The organism is Neorhizobium sp. DAR64860/K0K1 (assembly GCF_050500205.1).
GTDB lineage: Bacteria > Pseudomonadota > Alphaproteobacteria > Rhizobiales > Rhizobiaceae > Neorhizobium > Neorhizobium soli.
In genome coordinates, this window is the sequence record NZ_CP191459.1 from 953,130 (window position 1) to 968,036 (window position 14,907).

Here is a 14,907-nt window from a genome sequence, read left to right on the forward strand (position 1 = left end):
TGTGGAGATACTACCGATGTGGACAGGATTAGCTGATTTCCTAGATCGTCTCCCTGCTTTGTTTGGCAAAATGGCTTTTCCGTTCCTTGTGATAGGTGCGGCGCTTGAGGTGGCACTCCGAGGAGAGCTGATACCTGCTAATGCCTGGAACGGGAGGGTAGCGGACACAGCGCCCATAATATGGGTCGTGGGGCTTGCCTTGGCGATTGTTTGGATTGGGATTAAACTCACGTCTCTTCCACTTAAGCTTAGGCAGTGGAAAGCGACTGTTGCCCATCGTGATCAGGTCAGGAAAAACCTTGTATTTCTCGACCCAAAAGCGCGCCTTCTGCTATATTTCATCGTTCGGTATCAAGGCGGCAGAACCCCGAGCCTCAGCGGAATACCGTCATTCGATACGCTACGGTCTTTCGGCGCTTTGGACCTAGAGCGGGAGTTCATCCATGCTTTTGTCGAATCTGCTGGAACTTACCGCGTGTCACCACTGCTAGGTGAACAAGAGACTCTACTGGAGAGACTGACGCCTGGCCTAGAGACGCATTTTAAAGTTGACCTCAATAATCCCGACGTTTTGGCAATCACCCTTCGATTGAGTATATTCGGCCGTTGAGGCCCAAAACCGCGGGATCGCGGGGCAAACATAGTCAGCGATAATCCCGGTTATCACTGTAGGTCTGGCTGTGTGACAAACCGCAGAAAAAGGTCACCGATCTCTGTAGTGCGCTTAGACAGCATGCTCTCTCCTCCAGTCATCATGCCTGTGACCGACCCATTGATGAAACCCTCGCGCTCGAGATCGCTCACAACAAGCTTGAAAACGTTGTCTGGCATTTCGCTCTTCGAGATTTCTCCTCTGATCACGTCAGACTGTGAACCCATCGCAAGTCCTTGGCTCACCGTGACGCAAGTTTCAAACGATCGGGGATCGTGGAGAACTGAAAGCATCCGAACGTGAGCTGCAGAAAAGATATCTACGTTGGCCATAAACCTGCCACGCAGACTTTCGTCCAAGGTCATACCCAAGGCGGTGTTCACTATGGCGTTTTTCAACGCTCGGCGCTTGAACTCCCGATGCGTCTTCATTGCGAGATGGGTAGCTTCGTATACGCAGCTGATGAACTCTTCATTGTCGGAAAGTGAGGAAGGATCAAAACCCTCGACGTTTTCCTGCAGGTCAAGAATAGCTTCACCAACGAGCCGAAACCACTCTTCGCGGCGCTTTGCCAGAGGTTCGCCGACATAGTGACCGACGATTTGTTGAAGCGCATACCCGGCGCCGGGGATCGCAATATCGGCAGCTCCTATGGCAGTCTGCGCGACGTGATAAGCTACGCCCCGAGCATCTTCTTCAGGGAACGACGGAAGCTGTTCATTTGTCATTGACGTTCCTTCTCATTTCGGGGCCCACTAGACGTTCTCTCACGGTGCCTAGTGGTAGCGTGTCGATTCGTTTACCACTCAGCGACATCGAGATTAATGCTCTTACCGGGTAGCATGTCCGCTGTTATTTTGACGCGATACCGACCGGCGCGAGGTTCTCGCGTCATTAGGGTAACGCTATGTGTTGGTTGTTTGAAGGTGATCGTGTTGGCCCATGGGCCGCAGCCGGCAGAGTCTTGCTCGCCATATTCATTTAGCGCACCGGTAGGCTCGAACCGCCGTAAAACCATGTTCCGTGGCGTAATTCGTATTTCCGCAATTCGGTATCGGCTGTCTTTCGGTACCCCGAAGTGTATCAAGCCACCGCTGGATCGCGCAACATTGATCTCCGGGATCAGAGGGGCCAAACCCATTCTGATCAGCATTCTATTCTGGTAGAAACCAGCCAGCATCGCCAGGACGGTTGCACCGGTAAATAGCGCTGTCCACTCTTCAGCGGACCATTCAAACGGGCTTTTCATAGAAAACCGTCTCCAGCATGATCCTTGAAACGGTCGGCACGGCGCACGTAGGTTTCTACCGTTCGCGGATCTCGATGCCTTGTCACTTCCATGATGCGGCTGATCGAGGCGCGGTTCTCCGCGGCCGAAGTCACAAAGCCCGCCCGCAGGGAGTGGCCCGATAGCTTATCGAAGTCGAGGCCGGCCGCCTCAGCATACTTCTTCACGAGCAGAGCTACGGACTGGGGAGACAGCGGTTCGTCCGTCAGGTGATCGCCACGGTTGATCCGGCGGAAGACTGGCCCTGAGGTGACGCTGGCAGCCTGAAGCCACTCAGCGAGCCTGTCAGCGGGTTTCAGCGCCTTGCCATTGAAGACGGCCACGGACTGCCCCTTGGCCTCCTGGTCGGTCTTGGACTTCGGCAGGAAGACGTCGACGCCCTCCTGCGAGAACGTCAGATCTTCGACGGTGATCGCGACGAGCTCCGACCGACGGAAGGCGCCCGCAAAGCCGAGCAGCAGCAACGCCCGATCTCGCTTCCCCTGAAGTGTGCCGACATCAATCCGAGCCATGAGCGCATGGATGACGTCCACGGTCGCTGGCGCCTTCTGAAGCGCCTTGGTGCCGACTGTGCGACGAATGCCTTTCAGGATCGCAGCAACGCCCGCGTTGTCGGTCGGATTGTCCACACCGGCGCCGCGGTGGAAGAACCTGATCGCGGCAAGCTTGCGCGAGATCGTCGGTACTTTCTTTCCAGCACAAGCCAGCGCCGAGGCATAGTTCGCCACGGTGGCTGGAAGGGCCGGCAGGTGAGGGCGCTGCCTATCGGCGCACCATACCTGGAACTCGTGCCAGTCGCCCCGGTAGGCCCGCATGGTGTTCTCCGACAGGGCAGCACGGCCATAGTCGAGCGCATCAGCGCTGAGATCAGAAACACCGTCTAAGCCAGGCTGCAGGCTCACCAATGTCAATGCGGACATGCGCGGATCCTCGGTTGGATGTTTTGATTGTTAATCATGGCGTGAAATCAAATCCAGGCGCCACGACTGGTAGCGATAAAGGGTGTTCTCGTTAGGGAAGCCGTAAGGTCTGAATGACTGTCGTTGCACTGGTTAAGAATGCGAAAGCGCTCATCAGGCCGGCTGCTGCAGCGAAAAATAGCGTGGCTGTAATTGGATCCGTCTTCCGATCGTCGTCGCTCGGGAAACTGTCACTCCTGTAAAGCATTGCGGGGTCAGACCATCGATTGTATGTCGCTTCAGCAGCCTGGAAGTTGAGCCATGCGGCGAACCCAGCCACGAGCGTCATGAAGACGCCACCTAGGTTCCAAGCGGCGGCGTCGATTAACCCGTTGATCTGCGCGGGTCTCACCGAATCTTTTAGCGTCGAAATCGCATAGATGGCGCCTCCGTGGACAGCTAGTAGCGATGCGATAAGCCACTTGCCGTATTCGACGTGGCCGGACCAGCTAGCGGCTTGGTAGGCTTTATAGTGGTCATAGATCTCCCGAGAGTGCAGCCTGAAGCGCTCAGCTTCGTCCTTGTCTTCCCATGCATGGTAGAACGGAGACTTTGAAACTTCCCTCATTTCCCCATCCTCACGCCGGGTCCGCCGAGCTTGTCTTCGCCGTCGTCAAGAAAGGCGATGCCAGCTTCTTCCATCGCGCGCCGAATAGCTGCCAGGTTGTTCACTGATGGAACGCGCCGACCCTTCTCGAAATCTCTAATCGTACTCTCACTTAAGTTGGAAGCCTGCGCCAGCTTGGTCTGAGACCAGTCCAGAAGCCCGCGCGCACCGCGGGACTGAGCCGCATCAATCGTCATCATCAATCTCCATTCAACAAATATCGTCTATCATAAACGAAATCCGTTGACAAAGGGAATAATCAACGCAATATGAGGACAGTTAACGAAAACCGTTAATCGTAGGAGAACGCAAATGACCAACGCTATTCGCCTGTCCAGCCTGTTCACTAACCCCGCTCTCAAGGCCGCGTTCGAGCGTGCTGAACGGGACAACGGTGCCGCACTTACGGTTCCAGGCCCACGCGAGCCAAAACTTGTCGGCGGAGCTGCTGCCTCGCTGCAGTGGCGCCGCAACCTCGAAGCTCTCGAACTCGCATAACCCGCGCCCCGGCGCAGACCTTCATTTCCTACAATCTGGAGACCTATCATGCCGAACAAACCAGTTCCGGCCGGCGGCGAAGCCGTGTCTGCACCGCCAGATGTGAGCGATATCCTGGCTGAATACAGCAAGCTCCTGACCTTGATCGACATAGCATTCGAGATGGTTGACCATCTTTCGGTCAACGACCCTTCACCAGCCCAAAGGGGCATGCTGTGCAACGCCCAAAACATGATGCACGTCATCTGGGACGTGGCGCATCGGTTTGACAAAGACCTCGACGCTTGCGCCTCCCAATGCGGGGAGGGCGCGCGATGAACAGGAGAACCATCCTCAAGGGCGCGATCGTCGCCAGCGCCACGCCGGCTGCCGCCTGGGCGCCGCCGCACGCCGATGTGCTTGACGCTCTGCTGCGGGAATACGAGGCCGCAACGCGGCTTGACTACGAGAGCTGGGAAATCGTCTGCGATCTTGAAGACGTCGCTCACGATAGGGGCGCGCGTGACCCTCGCGTTCAGATTTGCAGCACCTGGGATGGCAAGACGGAAGATGGCAAGAACATAACCAAGCCTGTCTATGCCTACTCGGTGGCGGAGATCCGCGATTGGTATGAAAAAAACAACGATACCCAGTTGTTGTTCGTCAGCAACGACGAGGGCCGAGCGCGCGTAAGGGCAGAAACTGACAAGCGGATGACCGAGAAAGTTGCGCGGTTTGAAGCGCTGCAAAGCGAATGTCGCCGGATCGAGGATGCATGCGGATATAGCGCCGCAATGGAACGGGCGAAAGCCTGCTCGGAAGCGGTTCGCTCGATCGAGGGCGCAATCCTTGCCTTGGTTCCTACGACACTCGACGAAGCTGCCAAGAAAGCGCGCTGGATCATTGCTGAGCTCGACAGCGGGCGCGGATATCTCAATGACCGTGAATGGGCAGATCTCATGCTCGATGCGATGGCGCCACTCGGGAGGGCTGCAGCATGAACATGCGAAATCACATCTACGACATCCAAGCGCAAGTTTCGGAAATGCTGTCACTGACTGTCATCACGGATGACATAGCCAGCGAGATCTCATTCGAGCACCTCAGTTCGGCAGAGCAGGCAACTACAACGCATATGCAGAACCTCATGCGGTTGGCGGTACGGCAAGCGCGCGAACTCGAAAAGATGGTCAATGCGCTGTCGGCAGAGGTGCACGGAGACCAGTCGTGATGGTCGGCACAAGCAGCGACATTGATCGGATTGTTTTCCTTGCTGGCGCCGGCATCTTCGCAGTCATCACAATCCAATTTCTGAAGACGCTGCGGCGCGTCATGACGACGGCAAAAAAGCTTGAGGCGGCGGACAAGTTGTCAGTCGCATCAGCGCACGAGCTCGAGGCCGACGAGGCTCATAGCAAAATTAGTGAAATGGAGACGCACAATGAACGATAAGGCACTAATCGTGGCGGCGCAGAAGCTTGTCCAGTCGGTAGAGAAAGACGTCAACGGGATCCACGGCAAGGGCGGTAACGGCGGGCTCACGTCCGACGATACGATCCGCGCGGCCGGCGAGGTCCGGGTACTGCTCTCCAAGTTGGAGGATGGCAGATGCCCTCGATAGCCAGCCCAGCAATCTACCGGTTCCGCCGCGCAGAGCTAGAGCGCTGGATTGAGGAGGCCATCGAGACGCTGAACGCCATAGACGGGGATCCAGACCTGGAAGACGATGAACTTGAGGCGGTCGAAGAGCGCGAAAATGAGCGGGCGACGTGGCCGAGAGCATTCGCATGAGGATTGGCGTGGTCAAGCTTCGAATCGCTCGCGTCATGCTCGGGCTATCTCGCTGGTTGCTTTCCTCGGCCGAGGCGATTTATGAGCAGGAATTTCTCAAGAGTTCAAGCAAGCGCCGATAGCTTCCAAGCTGCATTGGGGGAAAGAGTGGCGGATGCTAATCCCTGTATGGCATTAAAACGCAGCGTTTACATAGGGTTAGAAAGGAAAGGTGGCGCACCCGACAGGATTCGAACCTGTGACCTTTGGAATCGGAATCCAACACTCTATCCAGCTGAGCTACGGGTGCATGCCGACAAGCGATGACTCGCTTCGTCCGATGAGACGGTTCTTAACCCAGGATGCTTGCGGCATCAATTGGCAAAATCGGGAAATCGCAGCCTGTGGGCAAGATAGCGGCCGTGGCGTCCCGCGGGGCTGGGTCGGGGAGAGGGAAATTGGGAGTGATCCCTTGCAATTTTCGCTGGGGACAGGGATATCGTCGGGGAAGGGCCGTATCCGGCCGCGAGGGGAGCAGGCACGCATGATCGATCCGAACCACCCGTTTTATGGGCCGCTCTGGCGGCGGATCCTCATTCCGGCGATCTGCTTCGGCTGGGCTGTGTTCGAGCTTTATGCCGGTTCGGTCACCTGGGCGGTCATTTCCGGGGGGCTGGGCCTTTATGCGGCCTACAAGCTGTTCCTCGAAAAGCGGCCGGCTGCACCGGTTACGATGGCCGACCCTGTACAGGACCAGGATGCGCCGGCCGACGATGCGCAGGTGCGCAATGCGCCTGAACAGCCTGCCGACAGGACGTTCGACAAGACCTGAACTTTAAAATCAGCCGAACATCCGCGCGTGGATTTCCCGCGCCCTGATCGCCTGGTCGATCAGCAGGTTGGCGATCTGCATCCGCGTGGTCGCCGCCGGACGGAACCGCTCGGCCACGCCGTCCGGATGGTTGGTCTTGGCAAACCGTCTTCGCTTGTCGTTAAGCGTGGCTTCCGTGTCGACGTCGACAATAGCAAGTTCGCCGGCAATCTCATCCGTCGTCAACCGGGTCAGGTGTACAGGTATGGACGGTTCTACCGGATCGACCGGCTGCGGCTGCGGGGTTTCGGATGTGAAATCACCTGGCGAAGGCGGAGCTTGCGCCTCCATCTCTTGCTGCGTGCCGGCTCCTGGTTCCAGTTCCGAGATGTCGGCGAGGTCTGCGAAATAGGCGTTGGTGTCGCCAGTCGCACCTGTCTCGGGTTCCTCGTCGGTCGTCGAGACGACGAAACCCGTTCCAAGGCCGCGGACGCGGAAATCCGCTGCCGCCTCGACAGGTTGTTCGTCGTCGCGCTCGCGCTTCAGCCGTGTCAGCACCGACTGGAAGATCGATTGTCCCAGCAGCATTTCCGCTCCCTTGCTATCGGCGCAGACAATCATGCCTGGATGGTGCCGGGCTTGCGGGAGAGTCGGTTAAATTTACGTAAACAACGACGGCTGTCTCAGGCAGCCGATCCCGATGTCACGACTGGCTTTGTCCTTGGGTGGTCTGGCTTTGCCCGCCCTGAACCTGGCTCTGTCCACCTTGGCTTTGGCTCTGTCCACCGCTCTGGCTTTGCGAACCCTGGGTCTGTGAGCCTTGAGCTTGAGTCTGGCCCTCATCCTCCACCGTCAGCGACACCTTGAGGTTTTCGCCGAACGTCTCGGAGACCCGGCCGATGCGCATGCCGGAGATCGGGGCTGCGTCGCGGTAGTCGAGGCCGGTGGCGAGCCGCACATAGCGCTCGTCCGGGCAGACGTCGTTGGCCGCATCGAAGCCCACCCAGCCGAGGCCCGGAATATGCGCCTCCGCCCAGGCGTGCGTCGCCACCTGTTCGGTCGTGCCCTCCATCAGAAGATAGCCGGAAACATAGCGGGCGGGGATATCGCGCAGCCGCGCGGCGGCCAGGAAGATGTGGGTGTGGTCCTGGCAGACGCCGGTCTTTGCGGCAAGCGCCTCTTCGGCGGTGGTCTCCGTCGTCGTGGTGCCCGGCGTATAGGCTACGGTCTCGTGGATCGTTTCCATCAGCGCATGCATGCGGGCAAGTTCGCTGTCGCCGGTCAGGCCTTCTGCCAGCGCCTTTACCAGCGGGCCGGCTGCCGTGCGCGGGGTTTCGCGGAGAAACAGCCAGAGCGGGCAGAACCCCTGATGGGTGCCGAAAACGCCGGCCTTGTCCACGGTTTCCACCTCGCCGGATGCGACGATGCGGATCGTGTTCTCGCCGCCTTCCGACGACACCAGTTCGACGCGGTTGCCGTATTGGTCGGCATAGCCTGCCTCAACCGTGGCGCCGTCCACGCTCACCGTCCAGTTGATGATCTTCTGGGTGGATCCTGCGGTCGGCGTCAGGCGAAGCCGCTGCAGCGAATAGGGCAGCGGTTCGTCATAGGTATATTCCGTCGTATGGGAAATCTTCAGGCGCATTGTTTCAAATCCTCAAGGGACGCCACTCGGCCCGTCCTACTGGTAAAAGCGATAGCCTTGCGAAATCTCGGCGCTCAACTGGTTGTTGCGCGATACGAATTCCTCGAGAAACTCATGCAGGCCGTGATCCATGATCTCGGTGATCGATCCCCGCGTCAGCGTCGCGCGGATCGCGTCGGCCGTGTCGTGGGCCGTGTGCCGCTCTGCGTATTCCCGCTGCAGGTAGCCGAGATTGCTGACGATCTTTTCGTAGCAATAGGCAAGCGAGCGCGGCATCTGAACTTTCAGGATCAGGAAGTCGGCGATATTGCCGGCCTGATAGTCGCCGTCGTAGACCCAGCCATAGGAGCGGTGAGCGGAAACCGAGCGAAGGATCGATTCCCACTGGAAATTATCAAGCGCGCCGCCGACCTGGCTGACGGAGGGCAGAAGCACGTAATATTTCACGTCGAGAATGCGGCTCGTGTTGTCGGCCCGTTCGATAAAGGTGCCGATGCGCGAAAAATTGTAGAGATCGTTGCGCAGCATGGAGCCGTGAAAGGCACCGCGGATGAGGGCGCAGCGGTGCTTGATGACGTCAATCAGTTCCGGCAGTTCGGTGGCCTTGAGGTTGCGCGCAAGCCGTGCCTTGAGATCGAGCCAGGCTTCGTTGGTGGCCTCCCAGGTTTCGCGCGTCAGGGCAGTTCTGACCATGCGGGCATTGTTGCGGCCCGATTCGATGCACGACAGGACGCTCGACGAATTGGCCGTGTCGCGCAGGAGGTAATCCACAGCGTCGGCTGCCGTCAGCTTGGCATGTACCTGCTTATAGGCATCGCGCACGCCCGCACTTTCCAGAACGCCGTGCCAGTCCTCGTCGGAGGATCCGGCTCGCGTCAGCGAGACGCGCAGGCCGGCATCGACGAGGCGGGCGATGTTTTCGGCACGCTCGATGTAGCGGAACATCCAGTAGAGGCCGTTTGCAGTTCTTCCCAGCATGTTTTACGCCCTCAATCTTCCAGTACCCATGTGTCCTTGGTGCCGCCGCCCTGGCTGGAATTGACCACAAGCGAACCCTGTTTCAGGGCCACGCGTGTCAATCCGCCGGGAATGATCTTCACCTTGTCGGACACGAGGACATAAGGGCGCAGATCGACGTGGCGGGGGGCAACGCCCTTGTTGACGAAGATCGGCACGGTGGACAGAGCCAGCGTCGGCTGGGCGATGTAGTTGGTTGGTCGCGCCTTCAGCTTTGCGGCAAACTCGGCGCGCTCGGCTTTCGTCGCGGTCGGGCCGACCAGCATGCCGTAGCCGCCCGATCCATGCACTTCCTTGACTACCAGTTCCTCGAGATGCTCGAGCACGTATTTGAGGCTGTCGGCTTCCGAGCAGCGCCAGGTCGGCACGTTTTCCAGAAGCGCCTTGCGGCCGGTATAGAACTCGACGATCTCAGGCATGTAGGAATAGATCGCCTTGTCGTCGCAGATGCCGGTGCCCGGCGCATTGGCGATGGTGATGTTACCGGAGCGGTAGACGTCCATGATGCCAGGAACGCCAAGCGCCGAATCCGGCCGGAATGTCAGCGGATCGAGGTAATCGTCGTCGACGCGGCGGTAGAGCACGTCGATCGCCTCATAGCCGCGCGTCGTGCGCATCTTCACCTTGCCATCGATGACACGAAGGTCCGATCCCTCGACCAGTTCGACGCCCATCTGGTCGGCCAGGAACGAGTGCTCGTAATAGGCGGAATTGTAGATGCCGGGGGTCAGCACCGCGACACGCGGCCGTCCCTTGCAGCCGGGGGGTGCGAGCGAGGCCAGCGACTGGCGCAGCTGGCGCGGATAATCCTCCACGCGCTGCACCTTGTTCAGGGTGAACAGCTCGGGGAACATCTGCATCATCGTTTCGCGGTTCTCCAGCATGTAGGAGACGCCGGACGGGGTTCGGGCATTATCCTCCAGCACGTAGAACTGGTCCTCGCCGGTGCGCACGATATCGGTGCCGACAATGTGCGTATAGACGCCGCCCGGCGGCTTGAAGCCGATCATTTCGGGCAGGAAGGCCACGTTCTTCTCGATCAGCTCGCGCGGAATGCGGCCGGCCTTGATGATTTCCTGCTTGTGGTAGATGTCGTCGAGAAAGGCATTGAGCGCCACGACGCGCTGCTCGATGCCTTGCGCGAGCTTGCGCCATTCGCGGGCGGCAATGATGCGGGGAATGATGTCGAAGGGGATGAGTTTTTCGGAACTGTCGGCATGACCATAGACCGCGAAGGTGATGCCGGTCTTGCGGAAGATGTTTTCGGCATCCTGCGTCTTGCGGATCAGATGCGCCGTATCCTGGCTGGCATACCAATCGTGGTAGGTCTTATAGGGCAGACGCGGCTGGTCGTCCGCGGTTAACATTTCATCAAATGCCAAAGGTATGTTCCCCATTTTTGGTCATAAGAATACAACGGCATTGGCAATGCAAGAACCATGCTCAGTTGCGTATGACAAATATACGACCCGTCCCGATGCGGTGAGATAGGGCCTGAACGACGATCAAAAAGGGCAACTGCCGATGGAATTAGCGACGGCTCATCTTCGGTCGTAGAAAGACCGCTCGTCAAAGCAGCAACTGCCTCATCGCTGATCACACCGGAGACCGGATCTTAGTCGCACACCGTCAGATGCGCTGATGGGAACGGTGAGTATTTCTACTTTGACCGCGTCGCCGCCACAGCCTAATCAGACGCCGGATCATTTCCCGCCCACCGGCCTTGTCAAAGCCACTCTCCGGAACCTTCTAATGCTCGACCGCCTGGCTCCGGCCGTTTTTGTTTTCCTGTGGTCGACCGGGTGGATCGTCGCCAAATATGCGTCCGCCCATGCGGACCCCGTCACTTTTCTGGCCGCCCGGCATGCACTGGCGGCCGTCGTCTTCCTTTGTCTCGGGCTTGCCCTGCGGGTCACGTGGCCAAAGACCGGACGCGAGATCGGCCATGCGGTGCTTTCAGGCATTTTTCTGCACGGGCTTTATCTCGCCGGCGTCTGGTATGCGATCGGGCAGGGCGTGCCCTCGGGGTTGTCGGGCATCATTGCCGGGCTGCAGCCGCTGATGACGGCGGCGGTCGCGCCGTTCCTGCTTAGCGAAACGCTCAGCCGCCGGCAGAAGCTCGGCCTCGCGCTCGGCTTTGCCGGTATCTTCATCGCCATCTCGCCTCAGCTGTTTGCAAGCCTGTCGGCCGGCATGCCCGGACTCGGCCTGCCGCTTCTCCTCAATCTCATGGCAATGGGGTCGGTCACCTACGGCACGATCTACCAGAAGCGCTACCTGCAGCAGGGCAACCTCGTTGCCATCGGCACGCTGCAATATGTCGGAGCGTTCATCGTGACGCTGCCGGTCGCCTATCTGAACGAGCCCATGCGCTTCGACTGGACCACCCAGGCGATCGCCGCCATGGCCTGGTCCGTCATCGGCATCTCGCTCGGCGCCGTCGCCCTGCTCCTCTACCTCATCCGCCGCGGACAGGTTTCACGCGCAGCCTCGCTGATCTATCTCGTGCCCCCCGTTGTTGCCATCGAAGCGGCAATCCTGTTTGGCGAACCCCTGACCCTCCCCATGGTCACCGGCACCGCGATCGTGGTTCTCGGCGTGTATCTGGTGAACCGCAAGGCGAAGGCGGGGTGAGGGCCATTTGGGGCTGAACCTCTCTCGCTCCGACCTCCTCTGCGTCAACATGGCGGATGTTGTACGCAGCCGTTCTCATGTACTGCTCCGCCACGCCCGTTAATGCACTCAAAAGCCTGGATATCACCGACATGTGGGATTGGTTCCCGATCGTCTTCTTCCCGCTCAAGATCATCGTGCTCGGCACAGGCATGTTCTTCGCCATCAAGTGGCATCGGGATCAAGAGAAGAAGAAGTAGTGGAATAGGAAGCTGGCTTCTGTGCAAGCAGCCCGATCGCTGGCGGGTATGGGGAGTGAGCCCGGGGGCAGCTTTGCGCCAGAGGCGGTCATTGCAATGGTTCGGCAATTCCTTAGTCTTCTGGCGACAAGCGAATGGAGTAGCAATTGATTATCCGCCCCTTCCGAGACGCTGATTCCAAGAACCTCTCTGTCTTGATGACTGAGATGACGGACTTTTATGGGGCCTCGGTCGCGGCGGGTTTGGATATCGAGAGGAGCATCATCGCCAACTCGAAACTCGTTGATATTGTTCTTGCGGAGCAGGAAACGAAGCTTTTAGGCTTCGCAACTTTTGGCACGATGTATCCTGTGGCGGGACTCGTCCCGCTCACTTACATTCAGCAAATCTACGTCTCTGAAAGCGGACGCCGGTTGGGTGTCGCCCGGCGCTTGATGCAACAGATCGCCAAGACCTCCCTAGAGCGGGGGATCATCCGCGTAGAATGGTCGACAAGCCAGGAGAATTTGGCCGCTCAAGCTCTGTATAATGGCCTCGGTGCTGCCGGCGAGAATAAGGTGCACTTTGTCCTGAAAGGCTCCGCATTGCATGCTTTAGCCGCGGCATCAGTTTAAAAAGCCCTTCCCAGAACTGACAGGTTAGTGCCGATACGTTCAATGGCGCAACTGCGCCAGAAACGGTCATGATCGTTTGGACCGAACTCTTCCCATATGATCCAATTCTTTGACCCGCTTGCCGGGAATTCCACGGAATTGGTCGATGGAAGTTCGGCCTTGATTGTCTTCCGTCGTAACGCTGAAGCCGCGCAGATCGCCTTGCCCCGAAAACCGAGCCGAGAGTCTGCGGAAGTCTTGCGCCGTAATCCCATGCCGGTCACGAAGATGCGGTAGTTCTTTTTGGTATTCCTTGACGGCATTTGCAAAGGATTGACTGACCAATCCGCCAGACGTTCCTCCGGATAAGAAGTCTACGTCAATATAACCCTCAGGGGCGGACGCAACTTCGGCGTAAACATCCGTCATATAAACGCCGATCATAAGGCCCATCCCAGACGCCAATGAGTCCGCGATGTTATGACCTACGGCTTTAAGCTTATTGAATTTCGACATCCTTATTTTCCTAATATCACACGCATTGGGTGGCCATGGGCGATCTTACTACCCGCAGTGATGACCGCTATGGGCCAGAAGGAGAGTTAGGGAGCTATGTGCTCGAAGTGGACTGGAGGCGTCGAGCTTGGCCGCTAGAACGACGGCAGCGTTTCAATTTACCCCTGTGAAGAAATAGACGCCGCCGAATGGGTTGTATTTGAAGTCGTCTTCTTCATATTCGTTGATGGCCTTCAACTCCGCGCCGTAGCGCACGACTACTGCTTCTACGCCGTCCGCTGCCATCTCGTCTGCAACGCTGTCGATCATCGCACTGAGTGCCAGCTCATCTAAGGATGAGTTGCTCGGTACGAACACGTCCGGTAGACCTACAAGATGAAAGCCCACGCTAGACAAGTAGTATCCATCGGTAAGCGGCCTCTTTGCAAAGGCTAGACGGCACGCTCTAGTAGCCGCGCCAGGTTCCGCGCCTTCCGCTTCCTGCGCCAGCTGCCGCCACCGGGCGGCTCCATGCGCGACGCCAGCGCTTTCCCCCTTCGCAGCGGTCGCGCCAGCCGCAAGCAATCGCTCCACCAGCCTAAGAGCTGTCAGCGAAACGGCAGGAGCTTCCGCAGCCTCCATGTGCGGACCGACGACATAAACGACGCATCCATGGCTGATAACCGCCTCGACGTCATGTTGATGCCACGCGTCTTCGTGTACCTGGTCCCAAAAAACCGCGAAGCTCTTGCTCATACGGACGTCCGGAGCGTCCTGAGAGAATTCCATGTCGATTTCGAAATCCGTAGCAAAGTCTTTGATGGCGTCTTTTGCAGCCTGCAGTAAATCCTGGAACCCGTCTACGGATCCAAGGAAGCAAAGTACATTCCGCGGCCTGTATTCGGAGAAAGGCGTATGGTGCATTGTATTTTTCGCAAACAATTGAGAATTAGGTAGATGATGCGAAACCCACCGCACCGTTTACGTGCAAATGCGCTCACAATCATGATAGGTCGATGTCAGCTTAGGGCCGGAAGGCGAGCTTGGCAGCTTTGCTCCGTGATGAGACCGTTTCGTTGCAGCAGCTAGGAGAGTGCGTAACAATTTTAATTCCGATCGGCGACTCTGTCGATGCAATAGTTCGAGGAGTAAGCCATCGAAAATGCTAAATACTGATGCTCACTCATGTCTAAAATTATTGCTTACTTTATTCGTATGCGAAGAAATCCCTCAAGCAATGCCCAAGCAAACGCCGCTGCTAAAAACATGATGATACCAACATTGCCGTGTGCGAAACCACCAGGTGAGACAACCGCCTTAAAGCTTTGACCTACGATAAATATTATTGGGAAAATTACAATTGCCCATCTTATTTCTTTAAGCCTGATGTCAGGATCGTTTTTATCTGAAAACGGGGTGTAAGTATAACGTGCGTGCCTTATTCGAAGAGTGACAACAGCTGCTATACTCGCCAATCCACTAAGGTATATGATATTCGTGTACTGCTTGAAAAACGATAATACCATTATCGCTTCTACCAAAACGATAGTGTAAGTGATCGTGTCTTTAACACCAGGTATAAGCATGGTTTCTCGTTCCATTAGCAGTGGTAGATCGCGGCGATGATGCGGTCTGATCAGAAACTTTGTCTCCGGTTTGCGACCCATCGTGCTTGTTTGTAGCGGCATTTGCCTTACCTGCAGCGTGGGTCTTCTCCATA

Annotated in this window: 22 protein-coding genes, 1 tRNA gene and 1 pseudogene; 11 read left to right on the plus strand and 13 right to left on the minus strand. The window is 57.5% G+C overall.

Annotated features, from left to right (window positions below; genetic code table 11):
* The first annotated feature begins 16 nt into the window (after positions 1–16).
* Positions 17–610: a hypothetical protein gene (locus tag ACQY1J_RS09290; RefSeq protein ID WP_430251266.1), complete on the plus strand. Its 594-nt coding sequence runs from the start codon at positions 17–19 to the stop codon at positions 608–610.
* Positions 611–663: 53 nt separating this feature from the next.
* Here ACQY1J_RS09290 and ACQY1J_RS09295 read toward each other — a convergent pair whose 3' ends face one another.
* The 5 genes from ACQY1J_RS09295 to ACQY1J_RS09315 all read right to left on the minus strand — a co-directional run bounded on the left by ACQY1J_RS09295 (position 664) and on the right by ACQY1J_RS09315 (position 3,706).
* Positions 664–1,380 (minus strand): hypothetical protein, encoded by a 717-nt coding sequence (locus ACQY1J_RS09295; RefSeq protein WP_430251267.1) that lies wholly within the window; start codon positions 1,378–1,380, stop codon positions 664–666.
* A 71-nt stretch (positions 1,381–1,451) separates the two neighbouring features.
* Positions 1,452–1,901, minus strand: a complete 450-nt coding sequence (locus ACQY1J_RS09300) for a hypothetical protein (RefSeq protein WP_430251268.1) — start codon at positions 1,899–1,901, stop codon at positions 1,452–1,454.
* A complete protein-coding gene (locus tag ACQY1J_RS09305) occupies positions 1,898–2,860 on the minus strand; it encodes a site-specific integrase (protein ID WP_430251269.1) in 963 nt (320 codons plus the stop codon). The genes ACQY1J_RS09300 and ACQY1J_RS09305 overlap by 4 nt, the downstream gene beginning before the upstream one ends.
* 91 nt (positions 2,861–2,951) lie before the next feature.
* Positions 2,952–3,467 (minus strand): hypothetical protein, encoded by a 516-nt coding sequence (locus ACQY1J_RS09310; protein WP_430251270.1) that lies wholly within the window; start codon positions 3,465–3,467, stop codon positions 2,952–2,954.
* The gene (locus tag ACQY1J_RS09315; protein ID WP_430251271.1) at positions 3,464–3,706 is read right to left on the minus strand and encodes a helix-turn-helix domain-containing protein; all 243 of its coding nucleotides are present in this window, start codon (positions 3,704–3,706) and stop codon (positions 3,464–3,466) included. Before ACQY1J_RS09315 ends, ACQY1J_RS09310 begins: the two co-directional genes overlap by 4 nt.
* Before the next feature lie 112 nt (positions 3,707–3,818).
* Here ACQY1J_RS09315 and ACQY1J_RS09320 point away from each other — a divergent pair, with 112 nt between their 5' ends.
* Genes ACQY1J_RS09320 through ACQY1J_RS09350 form a run of 7 tightly spaced genes read left to right on the plus strand, consistent with a single transcriptional unit; the run spans position 3,819 to position 5,774 of the window.
* Entirely contained in the window at positions 3,819–4,004 is a 186-nt protein-coding gene (locus ACQY1J_RS09320; protein WP_430251272.1) for a hypothetical protein, read from the plus strand.
* 48 nt (positions 4,005–4,052) lie between these two features.
* On the plus strand, positions 4,053–4,322 hold the full coding sequence (locus ACQY1J_RS09325; protein ID WP_430251273.1) for a hypothetical protein: 270 nt from the start codon (positions 4,053–4,055) through the stop codon (positions 4,320–4,322).
* Positions 4,319–4,984: a hypothetical protein gene (locus ACQY1J_RS09330; protein ID WP_430251274.1), complete on the plus strand. Its 666-nt coding sequence runs from the start codon at positions 4,319–4,321 to the stop codon at positions 4,982–4,984. The genes ACQY1J_RS09325 and ACQY1J_RS09330 overlap by 4 nt, the downstream gene beginning before the upstream one ends.
* The gene (locus ACQY1J_RS09335; protein ID WP_430251275.1) at positions 4,981–5,214 is read left to right on the plus strand and encodes a hypothetical protein; all 234 of its coding nucleotides are present in this window, start codon (positions 4,981–4,983) and stop codon (positions 5,212–5,214) included. The genes ACQY1J_RS09330 and ACQY1J_RS09335 overlap by 4 nt, the downstream gene beginning before the upstream one ends.
* Positions 5,211–5,435, plus strand: coding sequence for a hypothetical protein (locus tag ACQY1J_RS09340; protein ID WP_430251276.1), 225 nt, complete (start codon positions 5,211–5,213; stop codon positions 5,433–5,435). The genes ACQY1J_RS09335 and ACQY1J_RS09340 overlap by 4 nt, the downstream gene beginning before the upstream one ends.
* Positions 5,425–5,604, plus strand: coding sequence for a hypothetical protein (locus ACQY1J_RS09345; protein WP_430251277.1), 180 nt, complete (start codon positions 5,425–5,427; stop codon positions 5,602–5,604). The genes ACQY1J_RS09340 and ACQY1J_RS09345 overlap by 11 nt, the downstream gene beginning before the upstream one ends.
* Positions 5,592–5,774, plus strand: coding sequence for a hypothetical protein (locus ACQY1J_RS09350; protein ID WP_430252034.1), 183 nt, complete (start codon positions 5,592–5,594; stop codon positions 5,772–5,774). The genes ACQY1J_RS09345 and ACQY1J_RS09350 overlap by 13 nt, the downstream gene beginning before the upstream one ends.
* Positions 5,775–5,986: 212 nt before the next feature.
* On the opposite strand, the gene ACQY1J_RS09355 is transcribed toward ACQY1J_RS09350, so the two are convergent.
* Positions 5,987–6,063: transfer RNA gene (locus ACQY1J_RS09355), tRNA-Arg, on the minus strand.
* A 234-nt stretch (positions 6,064–6,297) separates the two neighbouring features.
* On the opposite strand from ACQY1J_RS09355, the gene ACQY1J_RS09360 reads away from it, so the two are divergent.
* A complete protein-coding gene (locus ACQY1J_RS09360) occupies positions 6,298–6,585 on the plus strand; it encodes a DUF3329 domain-containing protein (RefSeq protein WP_430251278.1) in 288 nt (95 codons plus the stop codon).
* A 9-nt stretch (positions 6,586–6,594) separates the two neighbouring features.
* On the opposite strand, the gene ACQY1J_RS09365 is transcribed toward ACQY1J_RS09360, so the two are convergent.
* From ACQY1J_RS09365 to ACQY1J_RS09380, 4 genes and pseudogenes are all read right to left on the minus strand, one after another.
* The gene (locus ACQY1J_RS09365) at positions 6,595–7,152 is read right to left on the minus strand and encodes a hypothetical protein (protein WP_430251279.1); all 558 of its coding nucleotides are present in this window, start codon (positions 7,150–7,152) and stop codon (positions 6,595–6,597) included.
* A gap of 232 nt (positions 7,153–7,384) precedes the next feature.
* Positions 7,385–8,209: pseudogene (locus ACQY1J_RS09370) on the minus strand (transglutaminase family protein); the annotation flags it as partial.
* A gap of 36 nt (positions 8,210–8,245) precedes the next feature.
* Positions 8,246–9,187 carry an alpha-E domain-containing protein gene (locus tag ACQY1J_RS09375; protein ID WP_062455418.1) on the minus strand — a complete coding sequence of 314 codons (942 nt, stop codon included), beginning with the start codon at positions 9,185–9,187 and terminating at the stop codon, positions 8,246–8,248.
* Positions 9,188–9,198: 11 nt separating this feature from the next.
* Positions 9,199–10,608, minus strand: a complete 1,410-nt coding sequence (locus ACQY1J_RS09380; protein ID WP_062582734.1) for a circularly permuted type 2 ATP-grasp protein — start codon at positions 10,606–10,608, stop codon at positions 9,199–9,201.
* 370 nt (positions 10,609–10,978) lie between these two features.
* Between ACQY1J_RS09380 and ACQY1J_RS09385 the strand changes: the two genes are divergently transcribed.
* Entirely contained in the window at positions 10,979–11,860 is an 882-nt protein-coding gene (locus ACQY1J_RS09385; RefSeq protein WP_430251280.1) for a DMT family transporter, read from the plus strand.
* Positions 11,861–12,245: 385 nt separating this feature from the next.
* A complete protein-coding gene (locus ACQY1J_RS09390; RefSeq protein WP_430251281.1) occupies positions 12,246–12,713 on the plus strand; it encodes an N-acetyltransferase family protein in 468 nt (155 codons plus the stop codon).
* Between the two features lie 66 nt (positions 12,714–12,779).
* On the opposite strand, the gene ACQY1J_RS09395 is transcribed toward ACQY1J_RS09390, so the two are convergent.
* From ACQY1J_RS09395 to ACQY1J_RS09405, 3 genes are all read right to left on the minus strand, one after another.
* Positions 12,780–13,208, minus strand: a complete 429-nt coding sequence (locus tag ACQY1J_RS09395; RefSeq protein ID WP_430251282.1) for a hypothetical protein — start codon at positions 13,206–13,208, stop codon at positions 12,780–12,782.
* Between the two features lie 153 nt (positions 13,209–13,361).
* The gene (locus tag ACQY1J_RS09400) at positions 13,362–14,111 is read right to left on the minus strand and encodes a hypothetical protein (RefSeq protein ID WP_430251283.1); all 750 of its coding nucleotides are present in this window, start codon (positions 14,109–14,111) and stop codon (positions 13,362–13,364) included.
* 278 nt (positions 14,112–14,389) lie between these two features.
* Positions 14,390–14,875, minus strand: a complete 486-nt coding sequence (locus ACQY1J_RS09405) for a hypothetical protein (protein WP_430251284.1) — start codon at positions 14,873–14,875, stop codon at positions 14,390–14,392.
* Between the last annotated feature and the right edge of the window lie 32 nt (positions 14,876–14,907).